Origin of the sequence: Marinomonas posidonica IVIA-Po-181 (genome assembly GCF_000214215.1) — a bacterium.
GTDB classification, from domain to species: Bacteria; Pseudomonadota; Gammaproteobacteria; order Pseudomonadales; family Marinomonadaceae; genus Marinomonas; species Marinomonas posidonica.
This window is the reverse complement of the sequence record NC_015559.1, coordinates 2,268,404-2,287,160: the sequence shown is the minus strand read 5'-3', so window position 1 is coordinate 2,287,160 and position 18,757 is coordinate 2,268,404. Positions and strand designations below refer to the sequence as shown.

Annotated in this window: 15 protein-coding genes and 2 tRNA genes; 9 read left to right on the top strand and 8 right to left on the bottom strand. The window is 44.4% G+C overall.

The window, feature by feature from the left end:
* The first annotated feature begins 18 nt into the window (after positions 1-18).
* On the top strand, positions 19-1,413 hold the full coding sequence (gene sthA / locus MAR181_RS10700; protein ID WP_013796604.1) for a Si-specific NAD(P)(+) transhydrogenase: 1,395 nt from the start codon (positions 19-21) through the stop codon (positions 1,411-1,413).
* A 115-nt stretch (positions 1,414-1,528) separates the two neighbouring features.
* On the opposite strand, the gene MAR181_RS10695 is transcribed toward sthA, so the two are convergent.
* Positions 1,529-2,080 carry a hypoxanthine-guanine phosphoribosyltransferase gene (locus MAR181_RS10695; protein ID WP_013796603.1) on the bottom strand — a complete coding sequence of 184 codons (552 nt, stop codon included), beginning with the start codon at positions 2,078-2,080 and terminating at the stop codon, positions 1,529-1,531.
* Between the two features lie 54 nt (positions 2,081-2,134).
* Positions 2,135-2,959 (bottom strand): YihY family inner membrane protein, encoded by an 825-nt coding sequence (locus tag MAR181_RS10690; RefSeq protein ID WP_013796602.1) that lies wholly within the window; start codon positions 2,957-2,959, stop codon positions 2,135-2,137.
* A 338-nt stretch (positions 2,960-3,297) separates the two neighbouring features.
* Here MAR181_RS10690 and MAR181_RS10685 point away from each other — a divergent pair.
* From MAR181_RS10685 to MAR181_RS10650, 8 genes are all read left to right on the top strand, one after another.
* Positions 3,298-3,374 (top strand) — tRNA-Arg (locus MAR181_RS10685).
* A gap of 111 nt (positions 3,375-3,485) precedes the next feature.
* Positions 3,486-4,811, top strand: coding sequence for a trigger factor (gene tig / locus MAR181_RS10680; protein WP_013796601.1), 1,326 nt, complete (start codon positions 3,486-3,488; stop codon positions 4,809-4,811).
* Between the two features lie 77 nt (positions 4,812-4,888).
* Complete coding sequence (gene clpP, locus MAR181_RS10675; RefSeq protein ID WP_013796600.1) at positions 4,889-5,521, top strand: ATP-dependent Clp endopeptidase proteolytic subunit ClpP; 633 nt, start codon at positions 4,889-4,891, stop codon at positions 5,519-5,521.
* 19 nt (positions 5,522-5,540) lie between these two features.
* A complete protein-coding gene (clpX, locus tag MAR181_RS10670; RefSeq protein WP_013796599.1) occupies positions 5,541-6,821 on the top strand; it encodes an ATP-dependent protease ATP-binding subunit ClpX in 1,281 nt (426 codons plus the stop codon).
* 202 nt (positions 6,822-7,023) lie between these two features.
* A complete protein-coding gene (lon, locus tag MAR181_RS10665) occupies positions 7,024-9,417 on the top strand; it encodes an endopeptidase La (protein ID WP_013796598.1) in 2,394 nt (797 codons plus the stop codon).
* A gap of 126 nt (positions 9,418-9,543) precedes the next feature.
* On the top strand, positions 9,544-9,816 hold the full coding sequence (locus MAR181_RS10660; protein WP_013796597.1) for an HU family DNA-binding protein: 273 nt from the start codon (positions 9,544-9,546) through the stop codon (positions 9,814-9,816).
* 7 nt (positions 9,817-9,823) lie between these two features.
* Positions 9,824-9,900 (top strand) — tRNA-Asp (locus MAR181_RS10655).
* Positions 9,901-9,978: 78 nt separating this feature from the next.
* Positions 9,979-11,802, top strand: a complete 1,824-nt coding sequence (locus MAR181_RS10650) for a SurA N-terminal domain-containing protein (protein WP_013796596.1) — start codon at positions 9,979-9,981, stop codon at positions 11,800-11,802.
* Positions 11,803-11,903: 101 nt separating this feature from the next.
* Here the strand turns inward: MAR181_RS10650 and MAR181_RS10645 are convergent, their stop codons facing one another.
* The 6 genes from MAR181_RS10645 to MAR181_RS10620 are packed head-to-tail and all read right to left on the bottom strand — an operon-like array spanning position 11,904 to position 18,752.
* On the bottom strand, positions 11,904-12,821 hold the full coding sequence (locus MAR181_RS10645) for a Dyp-type peroxidase (RefSeq protein WP_013796595.1): 918 nt from the start codon (positions 12,819-12,821) through the stop codon (positions 11,904-11,906).
* 26 nt (positions 12,822-12,847) lie between these two features.
* Positions 12,848-14,659 carry a BatD family protein gene (locus MAR181_RS10640; RefSeq protein WP_013796594.1) on the bottom strand — a complete coding sequence of 604 codons (1,812 nt, stop codon included), beginning with the start codon at positions 14,657-14,659 and terminating at the stop codon, positions 12,848-12,850.
* A complete protein-coding gene (locus MAR181_RS10635; protein WP_013796593.1) occupies positions 14,653-16,380 on the bottom strand; it encodes a VWA domain-containing protein in 1,728 nt (575 codons plus the stop codon). Before MAR181_RS10635 ends, MAR181_RS10640 begins: the two co-directional genes overlap by 7 nt.
* The gene (locus MAR181_RS10630) at positions 16,377-17,375 is read right to left on the bottom strand and encodes a VWA domain-containing protein (RefSeq protein ID WP_013796592.1); all 999 of its coding nucleotides are present in this window, start codon (positions 17,373-17,375) and stop codon (positions 16,377-16,379) included. Before MAR181_RS10630 ends, MAR181_RS10635 begins: the two co-directional genes overlap by 4 nt.
* On the bottom strand, positions 17,368-17,841 hold the full coding sequence (locus tag MAR181_RS10625; protein ID WP_013796591.1) for a DUF4381 domain-containing protein: 474 nt from the start codon (positions 17,839-17,841) through the stop codon (positions 17,368-17,370). Before MAR181_RS10625 ends, MAR181_RS10630 begins: the two co-directional genes overlap by 8 nt.
* Entirely contained in the window at positions 17,841-18,752 is a 912-nt protein-coding gene (locus MAR181_RS10620; protein WP_013796590.1) for a DUF58 domain-containing protein, read from the bottom strand. The genes MAR181_RS10625 and MAR181_RS10620 overlap by 1 nt, the downstream gene beginning before the upstream one ends.
* Positions 18,753-18,757: the final 5 nt, after the last annotated feature.

Sequence of the window (18,757 nt, the reverse complement as noted above, 5' to 3'; positions counted from 1 at the left end):
AACGAAATAGAGGGTGTTATGACAACGAGACATTATGATGTTGTAGTTCTGGGTACAGGACCTGCGGGTGAAGGCGCGGCCATGAGTGCGGCGAAAGCAGGTAAAAAAGTCGCTGTCATAGAGGCAAGTTCGCAAGTTGGTGGTAGTTGTACGCATTTGGGGACCATCCCTTCAAAAGCTTTGCGTCATGCGGTTAAAGAAATTATTGCCTTTAATACGAATACCATGTTCCGTGATATTGGTGAGCCGCGTTGGTTCTCCTTCCCTAAAGTGTTGGACCGAGCAAACAAGGTTATTGATAAGCAGGTTGTTGGTCGCACCGAATACTATGCACGTAACCGTATCGACATTTACTTTGGTCGTGGTAAGTTCAAAGACGCGAATACTATTGAAGTAAACACCTATGAGCGTGGGCCAGAATTATTGGTTGCTAAGCAAGTGGTGATTGCGACAGGATCTCGTCCTTATCGTCCAGCGGACATTGATTTTTCACATCCTCGTATTTACTGTTCTGACACAATCTTAAGTTTGAATCATACGCCACGCTCATTGATTATTTACGGTGCAGGTGTTATCGGTTGTGAATATGCTTCTATCTTCTGTGGTTTGGGTGTGCGTGTTGAATTGATCAACCCAGCTAAGAAGCTGTTAAGCTTCTTAGATGATGAGATTACTGATGCGTTGAGCTATCACTTGCGTGATGGCGGTGTATTGATTCGTCATAACGAAACCTATGATTCGGTTGAGACAACGGAGCGTGGTGTCGTGATGCACATGGCGTCTGGTAAGAAATTGCGTGCAGATGCTTTGTTGTTCTGTAATGGTCGTTCAGGAAATACCGATAATTTGGGGCTAGATTCTATTGGTTTAGATGTGAATAGTCGTGGTCAGTTAGCGGTGAATGATACTTACCAAACGCAAGTTGAAAATGTCTATGCGGTGGGGGATGTCATTGGTTGGCCGAGTTTGGCTAGTGCGGCTTATGATCAAGGTCGGGCGGCTGCAGCGAATATGCTGGGTATGCCTGGTGGTGAGTTTATCAGTGAGGTGCCGACGGGTATCTACACGATTCCAGAAATCAGTTCAGTGGGGAAAACCGAGGCTGAATTGACGGCTGAAAAAGTGCCTTACGAAGTGGGTCGTGCTTTCTTTAAAAACACGGCTCGAGCCCAGATTACTGGTGAAGCGGTAGGGATGCTGAAAATATTGTTCCATCGTGAGTCGCTGGAGTTGTTGGGAATTCACTGTTTTGGTGACCAAGCGTCTGAGATTGTTCACATCGGTCAGGCTATTATGAAACAGCCTGGCGAACAAAATACCTTAAAGTACTTCTTAAATACGACTTTCAACTATCCTACGATGGCGGAAGCGTATCGAGTGGCGGCCTTGAATGGTTTTAACCGAGTCTTTTAAGTTGTTCGCATAAATGGCAGTTTTAAAAAAGGCGCTTTGCATTGCAAAGCGCCTTTTTTGTTAGTTGACTCCCGGAGTCCCGTCTTTAAACGGGGCAGGTTTAATGTCAGTGGATTTAGCTGTCTTTAACCGCGTAAATGCCTTTCAGGTTGCGGAAGTAGCCTTTGTAGTCCATGCCATAACCGAATAGGAATCGATCAACAACATCTGCACCAATGTAATCAGGTGTCATGTCCGTTTTGCGGTCATGTAATTTGTTGATCACAGTAGCAGTGTAAACGGCGCTGCTTTCTTGCTCTTCAAGCCACTTGCTGATGGCTTGCAGTGTGTGGCCTTGGTCGAAAATATCGTCAACCACTAAAATGTGACGTCCCTTTAGATTTGTCTTAGGGTAGCTCAACCAATTTAGGCTAGTGCCTTCCGTTTCCATGCCGTAGCGAGTGGCATGAATGTAATCTAACTCAAGAGGGAAGTTTAAACGCTCGATAAGCGCAGCCGTAGGGATTAAGCCGCCATTCATAACGCACAATACAACAGGGAGCTTGTCGCCCAAGTCAGTGGTTATCTGTTGTGCCATTTTATCCAGTGCTGCATCAATTTGATGCTCATCTACTAGACAATCTGCTTCGTCTAAAATTAGGTTGAGTTGATCGATCGTGTTTGTCATTTTTAGCTCTGTTTTTAAAAATAGGCGCGATTTTACATTAAACTTGACCAGATGCTAAGTCTTAATCTTATGAAGTGTGGCACACAAGCAAATTGAAGCAAGAGCGACGAGCCAAGACAGTTGTAACCAGATCAAGAAAATGGGCAAGGCTGCAAAGGCGCCATAAATAATTTGATAGTTGGTGAAAAACTGCGCAAATGAACTGAAAATATAGTTGAGAACTACTAATCCGATGCTGCCAAATAGGGCGGCGATGCTGGCTAGTTTGATGGATACTTCTGCATTCGGGGTCAGATAATTTAACGTAAGTAACATTAAGAAATATAACACCATGCTCCCCAGTTCAAGTAGGTTGTTAAGCCAAGTGGTCGTGTTATCTTGCTGAAACTCTAATGAGATTAATGTGCCGTAAAGGCTGAGTGTGGTCGCAAATAAGATAGGGCCTAGGGTTAGAATGGCCCAATAGGTGAGCAGACGTTCTCTGATTTTTCGGCGTTGCTGGATCTGCCAGATAGATTGAACACTTGACTCAAAGTTGTTAAGCAATAACAGCGCGGTTATAAAAAGAGCGATTAGGCCCGCGATTGGTAATTTCTTGGACTGCTCAGAGAATTGGATTAAATATGGCAGAACCTGTTCACTTGAGCCTGGTGCCAGATGCAGTTCAATGAAGTTGAGGAGTTGAGCCTGCATGGTTTGTAATGTAGGGGTAAAGCTAAGGATGCCGAGAATGATGGTGATGATAGGTACGGCGGCTAATAAGCTTGATAGCGTGAGTTGAGCGGCTTTTTGCGATAAAGCACTTGTCTTAAAATGGTTTAAGGTCAGCAACCCATAGCGTTTGAAAACGGTAACTAAGTGCAAAATGCGATCGGTCATTGTATTTGTTTGCTTCACTCAGTGAGAAAGAGGGGTAATACGATAGCATAGGCCGAGTGGCTAGGTAATAGTGTGGGGATTTATGCACAATGCACAAGAAGAGTGCAATGTGCTATTTGTTGGCGCATTTTGGTTGTATTTGTGTGCAGTCAGTAGTAATATTCATCTTGTTCCTTTTGTGATATTTGTGCTGCGGAGTAGTAGAGTTTAACTATTCTCGGTTCCTTAGTAACAAATAGTCATTTTAGCCCAGTTTAACTGGGCTTTTTTATGTCTATCGGTTGACGATTGCTATTCCATCCCTATAATAGCCCACCACAAGAAATGTAATGAGTATTGCGCCTGTAGCTCAGTCGGATAGAGCATCCGCCTTCTAAGCGGACGGTCAGGGGTTCGAATCCCTTCAGGCGCGCCATTTCAGCCCATTACTTTAATAAGTTTAGGTTTTGTTGGCTGTATTACATGAGTGACCTTTCAGGTCAGATCGAAACCAACAAATTAAAGCAAGTTCCCGAGAGGAAATTTTATGCAAGTTTCTGTAGAAACAACGTCTCCAATTGAGCGCGTACTGAATATCACTGTTCCAGCAGCTCGTGTAGACGAGAAAGTAAATACTGAAGTGGCGAAAACAGCGAAGACAATTCGTATTGATGGTTTTCGTAAAGGTAAAGTGCCAGTAAGTGTTGTTAAAAAACGTTACGGTCAAGGCATTCGTATTGATGCTGTAGAGCAAATCATGCGTGATGCGTATGTTGAAGCGATTCAAAAAGAAGACATTCAACCAGCCGGTATGCCTGCCATTGAGCCTAAGAATTTTGCTGAAGGTGCTGATCTTGAGTTTGTTGTTAAAGTGGAAGTTTATCCAGAAGTTGAACTAGCAGATAACTCAGCAATCAAGGTTGAGCGTGTTATTTCTGATGTAAACGATACTGATGTCGACACTATGCTAGAAACGTTGCGCAAGCAAAATGCAGAGTGGGATGCGGTTGAGCGTGAAGCCGCTGATGGCGATCAAGTGACGATTGATTTCGTAGGTTACCTAGGCGATGAAGCTTTTGAAGGTGGCGCGGCTGAAGGGCATAAACTGGTCCTTGGTTCTAATACTATGATTCCTGGTTTCGAAGCCGGCATCCTTGGTGCTAAAGCCAGTGAAGAGCGTACTATTAATGTTACCTTCCCTGAAGATTACCAAGCGGAAAACCTAAAAGGTAAAGAAGCGACATTTAAAATCACAGTATCAGAAGTGGCTGAGCAAACGTTGCCAGAACTGAATGATGAGTTTGTTGAGAAGTTTGGTCTAGAAGAAGCGACGCTTGATGCTTTGCGTGCTGAAGTGCGTAAGAATATGGAGCGTGAGCTTAACCAAGCGGTAAAAGCAAAATTGAAAACAGCTTTGTTTGATGGTCTTTCTTCGATCAATGAAGTGGAAGTACCATCCGCTCTGATCGATCAAGAAGTTGATGCTCTTCGTAAGCAAGCGGCTCAGCAGTTTGGTGGTGAGGGCTTTGATGCTTCTCAATTGCCAGCGGAGTTGTTCCAAGACGAAGCGAAAAAACGCGCTAAACTTGGCTTGTTGATTTCTGAAGTAATCAAGAAAGATGATATCAAAGTAGATGATGATCGTGTACGTGCTTTCTTGGAAGATATGGCTCAAGCTTATCAAGAGCCACAGCAAGTTATTGACTTCTACTTGAAGAACAAAGAGCAACTCGCTCAAGTTCAATCTGCTGTACTTGAAGAGCAGGTTGTTGATAAACTGTTGGAATCCGCTCAAGTAACTGAAGTAACTTTGGGCTATGAAGACGCTATCAAACCAAACGCTCAAGCTGAAGAGGCTGGAGAAGAAGCATAAGACTTCTGTCTTATCTTTTTTGAATAAGGTCGACATAGCTTAGGTTATGTCGACTTTTTTGTTTTAAGGAATGCGATATGAATTTGACGAACCCAACTACCGGCCCCGTAGCAATTACAAGTAATGGCCTCGTTCCTATGGTTATTGAGCAAACTGCTCGTGGCGAAAGGTCTTTCGATATTTATTCTCGCTTGCTGAAGGAGCGAGTCATCTTTTTGGTTGGTCAGGTCGAAGATCACATGGCGAATCTAGTGGTGGCTCAGCTGTTGTTTTTAGAGTCAGAGAACCCAGATAAAGATATTCACTTGTACATTAATTCTCCTGGCGGTTCTGTAACGGCTGGCATGTCTATTTATGATACAATGCAGTTCATTAAGCCAGATGTGAGTACCATGTGTATTGGTCAGGCGGCGAGTATGGGGGCGCTCTTGCTAACGGCAGGTGCGGCGGGTAAGCGTTATTGTCTGCCAAATTCTCGAGTCATGATTCATCAGCCTTTAGGGGGCTATCAAGGACAAGCTTCTGATATTGAGATCCATACTCGTGAAATCTTGAGTATTAAGAATAAGCTTAATGAAATTATCTCATTCCATACTGGTAAGCCAATAGATCAGGTTGCTGTTGATACTGATCGGGATAATTTTATGAATCCTGAAACAGCAAAAGAGTACGGATTAATTGATGATATTTTACAAAAACGTACAGTTTAATTTTTTAAGGGTGGAATAAATGTCGGATGATAATTTTAGCCGTGGCGACCACTCCGATCGGTTATTATATTGCTCTTTCTGTGGCAAGAGCCAAGATGAAGTTAAGAAGCTCATAGCTGGTCCATCGGTTTATATCTGCAATGAATGTGTCGATTTATGCAATAACATCATTACGCAAGAGTTGTCGCAGGTGGATGGTGAGTCCATTTCTGAGGATGAGTTGCCAACACCAATGAAACTGAGTACGGCACTTGATGATTATGTTATTGGTCAGGATCGTGCAAAACGAGTTTTAGCGGTAGCCGTTTACAATCACTACAAGCGTCTACGCCATCAAGGTAAGTCAGATTCTGGTATTGAATTGGGTAAGAGTAATATCTTGCTGATCGGTCCAACGGGTAGTGGTAAAACCTTGTTAGCGCAAACTTTAGCGCGTGTATTGGATGTGCCTTTTACAATTGCTGATGCGACCACGTTAACTGAAGCGGGTTACGTGGGTGAAGATGTTGAAAACATCATTCAAAAGCTCCTGCAGAATTGTGACTACGATGTTGAGAAAGCCCAGCGTGGTATTGTTTACATTGATGAAATCGATAAGATTTCTCGAAAGTCAGACAATCCTTCGATTACTCGTGACGTATCTGGTGAAGGTGTTCAGCAGGCGTTGTTGAAATTGATTGAGGGTACGGTTGCATCGGTTCCGCCTCAAGGTGGTCGTAAGCATCCGCAACAAGAGTTTTTGCAAGTAGATACCTCTAACATCTTGTTCATTTGTGGCGGGGCTTTTGCGGGTCTTGAGCGTGTGATTGGTGAGCGAACTGAGAAAAGTAGTATTGGTTTCTCTGCCAAAGTGAAGAGTAAAGATGAGGGTAAGTCTTTCTCTGAAACGGTTCACAATGTTGAGACGGAAGACTTGGTAAAATTCGGTTTGATTCCTGAATTTGTTGGCCGCTTGCCTGTCGTGGCGACTTTGTCTGAACTGGATCAAGAAGCGCTTGTTACGATTCTGAGTGAGCCTAAAAATGCTTTGGTGAAACAGTATCAACACCTGTTCGAATTAGAGGGTGTGGCGTTAGAGTTTACGCCGGAATCCTTGTTAGAGGCTGCGTCGTTAGCGCTAGAGCGTAAGACGGGGGCGCGTGGTTTGCGCAGCATTTTGGAGTCCGCTTTGTTGGACTGCATGTATGATCTGCCAACACGACAAGATGTGGTTAAGGTAGTGATGGATGCACCGTCTATTCGTGGTGAATCTGCGCCCTTGATGGTGATTGAGAAGGAAGACGTGGCGAAAAACGCCTAGTTTCCTTGCCTGTTATAAAAAGCCGAGTTTAAGTATTTCTTAATCTCGGCTTTTTTGTTTTTCGCTTTTAATGCCGATCTAAGCTAAATTGAATGAATATAAGTGCTTGTATTTTTCTGCTTTGCCCTTATCTCTTTCTTAATCCTCAATTTAATAGATAGTAAGTGCGCCTTTTGTTAATGCGCCCAAATTGGAAATTTATATGTCAGATTCTTTGCTTCTTCCAATGTTGCCGTTACGTGATGTAGTGGTTTATCCCCACATGGTACTGCCGTTATTTGTTGGTCGCGCTAAGTCAATTGCTGCGCTTGAGTCCGCGATGGAAGGGGATAAGCATGTTTTTCTTGTGGCTCAGCAAGACGCTTCAAAAGATGATCCTACTACGGAAGACCTTTATTCAATTGGTACCACTGCGAAGATAATGCAGCTTTTGCGCCTTCCTGATGGCACGGTCAAAGTCTTGGTAGAAGGGGTTAAGCGGGCGCGTCTTGAGTCAATGAAGGATGAGGCTGAATTTGTTCTAGGTGAAGTGACAGAGTTAGAGCAAATTGAAGAGGATCAGGCCGAGTTTGACGTGATCCGAAGTGCGTTATTAAAACAATTGGATGAATACGTTGCTGGCAGCAAACGTATTCCATCTGAAGTGGTGGCGTCTCTTAAGTCCATCGATGATTTGGCTAAATTGATCGATAATATTACTGGTCATATGAGCTTGAAGTTAGAAGACAAGCAAAAAGTGCTCGAAGTTGATTCTCTAGTGGGTCGCGGTGAGTATTTGATTGGTTTAATGGATGGTGAACTGGACATTGCTCATCTGGAAAAGAACATTCGTAGCCGTGTTAAGAAGCAGATGGAGAAAAGTCAGCGAGAATACTATTTGAATGAGCAAATGAAGGCTATTCAAAAAGAGCTTGGTGATATGGAAGACGGTAGCAATGAACTGGATTTGCTGCAGGAAAAAATCGTGGAAGTTGGCATGACAGATGAGGCCAAAGACAAAGCGGAAGCGGAGCTGAAAAAGTTGCGCATGATGTCGCCTATGTCTGCGGAAGCGACGGTGGTGCGTGGTTACATTGATTGGTTGGTGTCACTGCCTTGGAGAAAACGCAGTAAAGTTCGTAATGATTTGGCTTATGCCGAAAAAGTATTGAACCAGGATCATTATGGTTTGCAAGATGTGAAAGAGCGCATTCTTGAGTTTTTGGCGGTGCAGCAACGAGTGAAAAAAGTAAAAGGCCCTGTGTTGTGTTTGGTTGGGCCGCCGGGTGTGGGTAAAACCTCATTAGGTCAATCGATTGCGAAAGCGGTTAATCGTAAATACGTTCGTATGGCTTTAGGCGGCGTGCGTGATGAGGCTGAGATTCGTGGTCACCGTCGTACTTACATCGGCTCTATGCCGGGTAAATTGCTACAGAAGCTGACCAAGGTAAAGGTGAAAAACCCACTTTTCCTATTAGATGAAATCGACAAAATGGGCATGGATCAGCGTGGTGATCCGGCCTCTGCTTTGTTGGAAGTGCTTGATCCGGAACAGAATCATACCTTTAACGATCACTACCTTGAAGTGGATTATGATTTGTCCGATGTGATGTTTATCTGTACGTCTAATAGCATGAACATTCCGGGTCCTTTGTTGGATCGTATGGAAGTGATTCGTATCCCAGGTTATACCGAAGATGAGAAGCTGAATATTGCTAAACGTTATTTGTTGCCGAAACAGGTGAAGTTAGCTGGTTTGAAGGCCAATGAAATTGACATCACGGACGAGGCTTTGATGGATGTGATTCGTTACTACACCAAAGAAGCTGGTGTGCGTGGCTTAGAGCGTGAAATCAGTAAAATCTGTCGTCGCGTCGTGAAAAAACAAGCCTTGGCGAAAGCGAAAAAACCAGAAGCGGTTTCTGTTACGAGTGAAAATCTAGAAGATTTTTCTGGTGTTCACAAGTTCAGCTATGGCAAAGCAGAAGAAAAAAATCAAATTGGTCAGGTGACTGGTTTGGCGTGGACGTCTGTTGGTGGTGAATTATTGACCATTGAAGCGGCGGGTGTGGCTGGTAAAGGTCGTCATGTGAAAACAGGTTCTCTTGGTGATGTGATGCAAGAATCCATTCAAGCGGCTTTAACCGTGGTGCGAAGTCGAGCATCTGGCTTAGGAATTGATGAGGATTTTCACGAGAAAGTTGACCTGCATTTACACGTGCCAGAAGGGGCGACACCAAAGGATGGGCCAAGTGCAGGTGTGGCAATGTGTACGGCTATTGTGTCGGTGCTTGCAAAAGTGCCTGTTAAAGCTTCTGTGGCGATGACAGGGGAGATTACGCTGCGCGGAGAGGTCCTACCTATAGGTGGGTTGAAAGAGAAGCTTCTGGCGGCTCATAGAGGTGGCATTAAAACAGTGATAATTCCACAAGAAAATAGCCGTGACTTGAAGGAGATCCCAGACAATATCAAAGCTGATATTGACGTTATCCCAGTAAAATGGATTGATGAAGTACTAGATATTGCTTTAGAGTATATTCCTTCACCAAAAAAGGTAGAAACATTACCTTCGAGTGAAAAAACTGTTGATGAACAAGAGTCTGTAAGTCATCATTAGATCCATCCTGTGTTGACAGGGAGTAGGTTAGGCTTGTATAACTGCTCGCTCGGCCTTGTCGGTTGGCATGTCTATACTGCGCCGAATTAAAACTAAGGAACCACGATAATACTGAAGGGGTACAACGTGAACAAATCTGAATTGATTGATGCTATTGCAGCGTCTGCTGATTTATCTAAAGCTTCTGCGAGCAATGCTCTTGACGCTACTTTAAAAGCAATTGAAACGGCTTTGGCAAAAGGTGACCAGGTAACACTTGTAGGTTTTGGTACTTTTGCTGTTAAAGAACGTGCCGCACGCACTGGCCGCAACCCTCAAACTGGTGCGGAAATCCAAATTAAAGCCGCTAAGGTTCCTGGCTTTAAAGCCGGCAAAGGTCTAAAAGACGCTGTAAACTAATGCATTTGGAGCAGTAGTTCAGTTGGTTAGAATACCTGCCTGTCACGCAGGGGGTCGCGGGTTCGAGTCCCGTCTGTTCCGCCATTAGATACAAAAAGGTGTATTCCAAGCGGAATACACCTTTTTTATTGGGTAATTTATTAATTTCATGTGGAGGCAGTAATGCTCCAAGATATCAGAGATAAGTCACAAGGCATTGTTGTCAAGATCATTGTTGGTTTTATCGTCGTGACTTTTGCTCTATTTGGCGTTGACGCCTTGGTTACGAGTTTTAATTCATCTGATAAAGTCGCTGAGGTAGATGGGGTAGAAATCACCCGTACGCAAATGCTACAGGGTGCAGAAACACAACGCCGTCAATTGATTTCTATGATGGGAAGTCAAATTAATCCAGCTTTGTTGGAAGACAATTTATTACAGCGTCGCGCTTTGGATGAGCTGATTCAGCGCGCTGTGTTAGCCAATCAAGCTGATGTGCTTGGTTTGGGGATATCGGATGAGCAGGTAAATACCTACTTGTTGCAAGCTGAACAATTTCAAACAAACGGACAATTCGATCAAACTAAGTATCTGAATTTTCTTCGTTCTTTAGGTTTTACACCATTGGCGTTCAAAGAGCGTATTAAGCAAGATGTCTTAATCCAGCAGCCACGTAATGCCATCGCGGGTTCAGAGTTTGTATTGCCCTATCAGACAGATGTAGTGACGAATTTACAATCTCAAGTTCGTAGCTATGATTATGTTGCTTTTTCCTTGGCGGATGAATCTGAGCAAACCAGTGCAACGGACGCAGAGTTACAGGCTTACTATGATGAGCATAAAGAAGGCTTTAAAACACCTGAGCAGGTGAAAGTTGACTATGTTGTGGTATCCAGTGACGATTTTGCAAATAAGGTTAACGTGACGGATGCTGAGTTGCAAAATGCCTATCAAGCCTTGGTTGCGGAAACGGCACCGGAAGAGCGTTCAGCTTCCCATATCCTGATTGAAACCTCTGATCGTTCGCAAGATGAAGCGCAAGCTATTGCAAAAGAAGTGGAAGGGAAGTTGGCGTCAGGTGAGAGCTTTGCTAGTTTAGCCGCTGAATATTCAGATGACATTGGTTCAAAAAATGATGGCGGTTACCTAGGCTACATCGAGAAAGGCTCAATGGATGAAGCCTTTGAAAATACCTTGTTTTCTATGCAGCAGGGCGATGTGAAAGAAGCTAAAACGGACTATGGTATCCATCTTATTCAATTGGATGACGTGTCCAAAGTTGATGTGCCTAGTTTTGACTCTGAAAAAGCGCAACTGACCGAAAAATTGATGGCGGACAAAACGCGTGATGCGTTACTAACCGCTCATGAAGACATTACCGATTTGGCCTATGCGAGCGATGATCTACAAGGCATTGCTAAAGAGTACGGTGTGGATGTGTTGCAGAGTGCTTACTTTGATCGTCAAGGTGGTACGGATGACGTCACGGCTAATGCGGCTGTGATTGCGGCTGCGTTTGGTGCCTCGGTGTTAGAAGATGGTCAAAATAGTGATCTAATTGAGTTGAATGACGACGAAGTTGTTGTGATTCATTTGAATGATCATCAACCAGAGTCAGTGCAGAGCTTTGACGACGTGAAGGACCAAGTAGCGTCTATTGTCATTCAAGACAAGGCGCAGGTATCGTTGAAAGAAAAAGCCCTTGCCGCAAAGACTTCTTCAGCAACACAATGGACAAATGTTGAAAATGCCAAGCGTGGACAAGATGAAGTCACTTCATTGGCTTTCTCTTTGCCGCACCCAGAGCAAGGTTCTGTAACCGACATTAAAGACATGTCGAATGGTGATATCGCTTTGATTCGCTTAAATAAAGTAGCTGTCGGTAGTGATCCTGTCACTGACGAGCAGCAGCAAGCCTACGAGCGTTATTTGAGTCAGAATCAGGCTAGCTTGAGTACTCAGTCTCAACAGGCTTATCTGACGACTCAGGCTGATATTGAGCGTTAATTGAGATCTGACTTCCTGTTCTGTAAAAAGCCACTTCGATGAAGTGGCTTTTTTGGTTTTGGCGGATCTAAATTCTGTTGTTTTACCGTGCTGTCTTTATGTCATTGCTGGAATTTACTAAACCAGCTGTTAGGTGGCATAAAGAACGCTTGAGCCGTTTTGGCTGTGGTGTATTTCATTAGATGATCTGTGTGACCTTGTTCGTCACCCATGATCATGCTTTCTAGCATGAGATTAAAGTGGCTTGGACTCTTGCCATAACTCGCAAACATTAAGCCCTGATCGGTTAAGTTGCCGTATGGCATGCTTTGGCGAAGAATTTCAATGGATTTGCCGTGCTGGTCTTTTAATGAAGTGCGTTTTGTATGGGCATGTGGTGATTTTTCAGCAGATGGGTACTCTTCGTTATCTACTTTTGTGCGACCATAAACGTCTTCTTGGGTTTTTAAATCTTTTTTATGCCACTTGGCTAGGTTATGTGAAAAGCGCATCAAGTTGAAATAAGAGCCATGACGATAATGTGCATCCTCATCTCCGACTAACGCAACGGCCTTGCGTTGCTCTCCCTGCGGGTTTTCGGTGCCGTCGACAAAGCCCGTTAGGTCACGACTGTCTTTGTAAAGGAAACATTGAACTTCTTCGACCAGCTCAACACAATCACTAAATAGATTGAACAGGTTTTGAGAGAGTTGAAAGCTGGCGTCATGACGCATTGAGCGTATGTGTAAAACCAAATCGACATCGGTTGGTGAAATCTCTGTCTCTGGGCCTTTTAGGGATGGGAAGAGATCCAATTCTAGTGGTTGTTTGATGTCCAGTTCTGACCAAATGAGTTTGCTGAAACCTACTGCAGCATGTAATTCGGCATCGGCGAACTCTGCTTGGACTTTGCTCACCAGCTCAGGAATGGCGGCTAGTGCGTTTTTGAATTCAGAAATCAGTGAGCGTTTGACGTTTAGGGTGATAAAAAACGCATCGCTAGAGGGTTCTGCGATGATGCCAGACTGATATGGTGTCATGTCTTTATTCCTTTGAAAGTCTAACTTTAAAAATTCGGGTATAGGGCCTTGAGTTGACTAGCTTGCGATGGCTTTGCTTGACCACTTGAGTACTCTTCAAGGGCGTCAGCAAGTGGATTGCCTTGCCATTGGTGCATCGGATTCTTGGAGTACATCATCAGCTCGGCTTCCATTAATAATTGCGTAACCTGTACAGAGGTTAATCGCTTAATGTCATCCAGTGTGCGAATTTCTTGGTCTCCCCAGCGATGGCGAGCCCATTCTAGCAGGTTTGAGCGTAATTCAGAAAGTTGGTTCTGCTGACAGCATTGAATCAAAATCTTGAAGGCACTTGCTTCATCGGGTGTTGATAAAGGGGCAAATTCCTGCAAGGTCGGCACATGAGCTTCGGCTGATAGTTCGGTTTCTGATTTCTTGAAGCGCTTATACAGGCCTGCTAGCAGCAGTAGGCTTGCGACGGTCAAAAGAGCATAGATAAGCCAATCACGAAATGAAAGGGGAAGGTTTTCTTGTTGTTGGGATGTTAGCGGAATGGCTTTTTCTTCATTTTGTATTTGTTGTTTCTCCGACTCAGGTTTCTTTACTAAAGAGATTGGTGCGGTGGAGCTCGGTTGCGCAGGTAATGGAGAGGTATCTATATTGGGTTTACTTGCTGTGGCTTGTCCTGTCGGCAAAGCGGCAATAACGATGCCTTTTGTCGCGGCGCTGGCATGAGCAATCTGGCGTGTTTTTGTATCCCAATAGGCAATGTCGATGTTCGGAAGAACGAGTTCGCCTTCAGCGGTTGGCACGACTTCAACCTGAATGTTTTGTTCCCCTGTTACGCCTATGGCCGTTTTTTGATTGCTAAATTTAGGCGGTTGAGGATACAGCTTATATTGGCGGGTGCTGTTGAAATCCAAGGTTGGTATTTGTTCAGGTAATGAGCCTTTTGCACGAACATTGATATCCCACATGAGGGTGTCGCCAACTCTCGGGGCATCAGTAGCGGCGCTGAGTTTGGTGCTTATCGTTACCGCTTCACTGGGTAGCCAAGAATCGGCGGTGTAACTGGCTGGAATGGGCAGAACTTGTAAATTTAGTGGTTCACTTTGTACCTTGATGAGCTTACGTCCCGAAGACGTATTGATCATGGCTTGAACGCTTTGCGGCGGTATGGTCATTGGGCCACTGCGCTGAGGGAAGCTAAGGTATTCGCGAGTGATGACCTGATATTGAGTACCATTGATGGTTTCGTAATTCATTTGGTCATCAATGAGGCGTTCAATGACTAGGTTTGGTTGAGCAGGCACTGAGCGGTTGGCGTTTTGTAAGGCAACGGAAGTATAGAGCTTAACGCTTAAGATCACTTGTTGTTGTAGATAAGGCTCAACTTCGGATGCCTGTAGTTTCATGATAACAGGTGGATTGCCATTGTCATCCAATAGTTGGGGGGCACTTTTTACCTGTAATTTAATGGCTTGCGACTGATGCTCACCAATTTTAATGGGAGGAATTTCGAGGGTGCCAACCGATTTTGGCATTAATGAAACCACCCAGAAGTTGAGTGCTTTGGTGGTGCCAAGGTTGAAACTAAATTGACTGTTTTGGCTTTTTCCTAGGATTTCGAAATCCTTTTGTAGGGGAGACAGTTCAGGGCCGTTTCCCGTGTCGCTGAAATCGGCTCTCAGAGTAAGTTGTACGAGTGAGTTTTCAGTAACAACGTCTTTGTTGAGACTGGCAATTACGCTGGCGGCATAAAGTGAGGGGGTGGCAATCAACAGACTTATGACCAGACAAGATTGCAATGCATATCTTAGGCGTGACTGGAATAAAGTGAATTGTGACTGACTTACCATGGGTTTATCCCATCCTCTTGCAATAATAGATTTTGATTACGTTTTTCTTGATGCAAATACTCTAGCTTGCGCTGTAGTAAGGTACCTGGGTCGTCTTGGATCTGACGTAACCACTGTTCCAGAGCTTGTTTGCTTTCCATGCTTTGCTGAGAATTTGCTTGAGCAGACTGATTGTTGTCCGTCTCTGATTGTTCATTATCCTTTGGTGATTTGTCTTTGTCTTGTGTTTCGTTCGTTTTGTTAGACTTTTTTGTGTCATTTGAGTTGTTTGGAGGTGTGGATTCTTCGCCATCAGATGATTTTTCTTGTTTGTCCTGTCCTTGGTGTTGATCGTTTTTAGGGGAAGGGGCTTTAGTCTTTTGTTGTGGTTGATGGTCTTTTTGTTGCTGCTTTAAATAGTCGAGATTCTCTTTCGCTGCTGTAAGTTTTGGGTCTTGCTCGAGTGCTTTTTCATAAGACTGTATGGCTTTGTCTGTTTGGCCAGCAAGCGCATAGGCATTGCCTAGATTGTAGTTATCGGCGGCATTGCGATTTGTTTGCTCTAATAGCTTAATGGTCTGGTCGTATTTCTCCAGTGCGTATGACGAGGCTGCTTGCCAGTCTGGCCGCTTAAACAGTTTTTCAGCGGTTTGCCAATCGCCTTGATCTACGGCCTGTTGTGCTTGTTGGTCTGATGTTTTAAACCAATCAAGAGGGGAGGCGTGCAATGGCTTGCTTGGTGAGGAAAGAATGCCGATCAATAAAAGAAAAAGCACGCCTCGACGGAATTGATAAGCTAGCCAAACTAAAAAGGGCAAAGCAAACCAGTGGCCTTGGTCTTGCCAAACGATGCTTTTGTTATCGGCCTGTTTATTTTGACTTTGTTGTGGCTGGATTTGGTTGATCTGTTGCAAATCCAGTTGCTTTAAGCGGCCATGGTAAAAATGCCCGCCGAGGTCATTAGTGAAATCTTCTAATGCTGCTAATGGTGTGCTTGGAATGATGGTCTGCCCCGCTTTTTTTAGTATGCGGCCATTAGGTAATTTGATTGGACCGCCTTTATCTGTACCAAAGGCAATCAGGTCCAATCTGACATTTTGATCGTCTAACAGGTCCGGAATGTCATTCTTATCTCTATCAGCAAGATCATCGGTTAAGACGATAAGGTGTAAGGGAGATGTTGGTTTGTTTAAGGTCAAGGCGGTTTCAATGGCTTGACTTAAACGGTTGCCATAGACAGGCATGATAATGGGTTCTAAAGCCAGTAGGAAATGTATGATGGTCTCTTTGTCTTGGCTAAATGGGCTAATGACATAACTGTCTCCAGCATAGGCGACCAATGCCATATCACCACCCTGGCTGTACTCTAGAATATCGCGGACGGTTTGTTTTAATTGTGTTTGGCGATTGGGCTTGATGTCCGTCGCGTACATGGAGAGAGATTGATCGACAACAAAGATGGTTTTTTGAGTGCTGATGTACATTTTATGAGGCGATTGTTGCCAACTGATTCCAGTTAAGCCGATCCAGCAAAGTGATAAGCAAATCACGCCGAGCCATTTGTTAATTGAAGGCTGTGGAGAGCTTTCCTGTAAATAGGGTAGTAAATGATCATCTACCAACTGGTTTAACTGTTTTTGTTGCGCTCTTTTGCTATCGAAGAGCATTGCCAATAATAGCGTCATCGGAATAAAAAAGAGCCACCATGGTCGCTCAAAGTGGAGAATATCGAAGAGTGTCATGTTCGCTCCCTAACACTGAAATAGAATCTCTTATTAAGCGCGAACGAAGCGGTAAAACTTAAAATGGCGAATAAGGCAAGCCAATGAAATAGCGTGGTTATAGGGCGTTGCCAAACCTCTTCCGAAGGGGTTGGCTCCATTTCATCCAGTTGTTGATAGATGTGTTGTAAATCTTCGGTGCTTTTGGCGCGAAAATATTGGCCACCTGTTTGCTTGGCAATGTCCTTTAATAAGTCTTCATCAAGGTCGCTGGATGGATTGACTTCTTTTGGACCAAAAAAACCTCGTACCAACATGCTGTCTGCTCCAATCCCTATGGTATGAATGCGGACATCTTGTGAGGCTGCAAATGCGGCGGCTTGGCTGGGTTGAACTCGTCCCGCTGTGTTGGCGCCATCGGTCATTAGAATCAAGACTTTTTGATCGGAAGGTTTGTCTTCTAGGCGCTTAATGCCCAAACCAATGGCATCACCAATGGCGGTTCTTTGCCCAGCAAAACCAATTTGAGCTTCTTGTACAAGTTGATTAATGGTTTTGGTGTCAAAGCTTAGAGGAGCCTGAAGAAACGCTTTAGTACCAAAGACGATGATGCCAATGCGATCGCCACGACGTTTCTTTATAAAGTCAGCAAGCACCTCTTTGGCAGCTTGTAAGCGATCAGCGGTTTGTTGGTTGAGTGTCATATCGGTGATTTTCATGCTGCCTGATAAATCTAAGGCAATTAATAAATCGCGTCCAGATGGCGTCACTTGCGTGGGTTCCCCAACCCAAGTGGGGCGACTGATGGCCATGACTAACAGTAACCAAGCCAACCATAAAAAGCTTTTTCCTAAGATGGCTTGACCAGACGTTGTGGTCTTGTCTTGGTGTTGAATAAAGTGTTGAGATTGCGCCCACCAGAGAACATCGCCGTTTGGTTTGGCGCTAGACAGCCAGCGAGCCAATAATGGAACGGGCAATGCAATAAGGAACCAAGGCCAAACAAGCTCAAGCATGGTGCTTCCTTATCCAATAACAAGTTGTTGTTAGCATTTTCTGAATCTCTTTGGCACTGACTTTTGTGTTGGCTTGATATGGTGCGACGATAAAGGCTTCACCAAGCTGAGCGAAGTTGTGTTTTTTGCTCATATGCTGATCTAAAGAGGGTATCAACTCTCGGCTACTTAAAGCCGCTTGTTGTTCTTGGCCAGCACTGATAAGGCAGCGTCGAATCAGCTCGTGACACAAAATAATATGGCTGTTGTCTATTTGGTTGCTTGTTTGTTGTTTTAAAATGCCCAGAGCTTCCCGTCGATAGGCTCGCTTCTTATGACGCTTTAATAGCTTTAATAGAGTGCCAATTAACAGTATGCAGAGCATGGCAAGCACAAGCCAAGTCCACCAAGCGGGTGGCCACATGGCAACCGCATCGGGCAGTAAATAGCCTTTGTTGGGTAAGTCTATTGGTGTAGATTTGGTCATTATCCAATGGCTCCCAATGACAGTAAATATCGAGCGATGCTTTCGGGGGGCTCTGATAAGTCGAAAACCAGATGCTGGATATCAAGCTGATTGAGCTGTTTCTTGAGCTGCTGATTTTGCCTTAGAAAAGCTTGCTGAGCCAGAGTTGAACTGCGTTCACTGATATTGACTAGGGCCTCGTCAGAGGTGCTTTTAATCTGATATTGGCCCGGAGCGAGTTTAAAGGTATTGGCGTCTACTATCTGCACCCAAAAAACCTTGTTGTGTTGGGCTAGTTGCTTTAAATAAAGAGTTTCAGGCCGACTGAGTTGTTGCTTATCGGTTAAAATGATCACATCTTTGTTGCGTGCTTTTAGACTGATCAGGTTCGGCGACAGTATTTGTAGCGAGGACACCGAATGACCGCGTGATCCTATTGAACTGGCTTGCGATAAGGGTTGGAACAGTTTTGCTAACAGGGGCGTTGTCTGCTGCCAAATGTCTTGGCCACCAAAGCACAGACGATAGGCCAATTTGTCGCCTTGTTGTTTTGTGCGCCAAGCTAAAATCCCCGCCAACTGAACAAAACGAGTCGAAATAAAGCTGTATTTTGTGCCGAAATACGCTTCGTTTGAGAGATCCATAAGCAGCAATCTTTGGTGCTCATTCTCTTGTGCATAGAGACGGGTCTGAGCTTGTCCTGTGCGCGCTGTGACTCGCCAATCGATATGGCGTAAATCATCACTGGCTTGATAAGCACGAAGCTCCAGCATTTCAAGCCCTTGTCCTTTTACATGAGCATGACGTTCGCCACTGGTTAGGGCGAAGTGCTTTGCTCGTGGTGCTCGTCCAAGGTGTTTGGCGTAATGCCCTAGTTGGGCAAAATCAACTTCTTTTAATTCAGGTGAAGAAGGGGATAAAAGACCACTCATAGTAA

Bases quoted from the DNA above. Each gene is read 5' to 3' on its own strand.
- clpP (WP_013796600.1), top strand. From the start codon at position 4,889: ATGAATTTGACGAACCCAACTACCGGCCCCGTAGCAATTACAAGTAAT.
- MAR181_RS10640 (WP_013796594.1), bottom strand. From the start codon at position 14,659: ATGGTAAGTCAGTCACAATTCACTTTATTCCAGTCACGCCTAAGATAT.
- MAR181_RS10645 (WP_013796595.1), bottom strand. From the start codon at position 12,821: ATGACACCATATCAGTCTGGCATCATCGCAGAACCCTCTAGCGATGCG.
- clpX (WP_013796599.1), top strand. From the start codon at position 5,541: ATGTCGGATGATAATTTTAGCCGTGGCGACCACTCCGATCGGTTATTA.
- MAR181_RS10695 (WP_013796603.1), bottom strand. From the start codon at position 2,080: ATGACAAACACGATCGATCAACTCAACCTAATTTTAGACGAAGCAGAT.
- tig (WP_013796601.1), top strand. From the start codon at position 3,486: ATGCAAGTTTCTGTAGAAACAACGTCTCCAATTGAGCGCGTACTGAAT.
- MAR181_RS10630 (WP_013796592.1), bottom strand. From the start codon at position 17,375: ATGCTTGAGCTTGTTTGGCCTTGGTTCCTTATTGCATTGCCCGTTCCA.
- sthA (WP_013796604.1), top strand. From the start codon at position 19: ATGACAACGAGACATTATGATGTTGTAGTTCTGGGTACAGGACCTGCG.
- MAR181_RS10690 (WP_013796602.1), bottom strand. From the start codon at position 2,959: ATGACCGATCGCATTTTGCACTTAGTTACCGTTTTCAAACGCTATGGG.
- lon (WP_013796598.1), top strand. From the start codon at position 7,024: ATGTCAGATTCTTTGCTTCTTCCAATGTTGCCGTTACGTGATGTAGTG.
- MAR181_RS10625 (WP_013796591.1), bottom strand. From the start codon at position 17,841: ATGACCAAATCTACACCAATAGACTTACCCAACAAAGGCTATTTACTG.
- MAR181_RS10620 (WP_013796590.1), bottom strand. From the start codon at position 18,752: ATGAGTGGTCTTTTATCCCCTTCTTCACCTGAATTAAAAGAAGTTGAT.
- MAR181_RS10635 (WP_013796593.1), bottom strand. From the start codon at position 16,380: ATGACACTCTTCGATATTCTCCACTTTGAGCGACCATGGTGGCTCTTT.
- MAR181_RS10650 (WP_013796596.1), top strand. From the start codon at position 9,979: ATGCTCCAAGATATCAGAGATAAGTCACAAGGCATTGTTGTCAAGATC.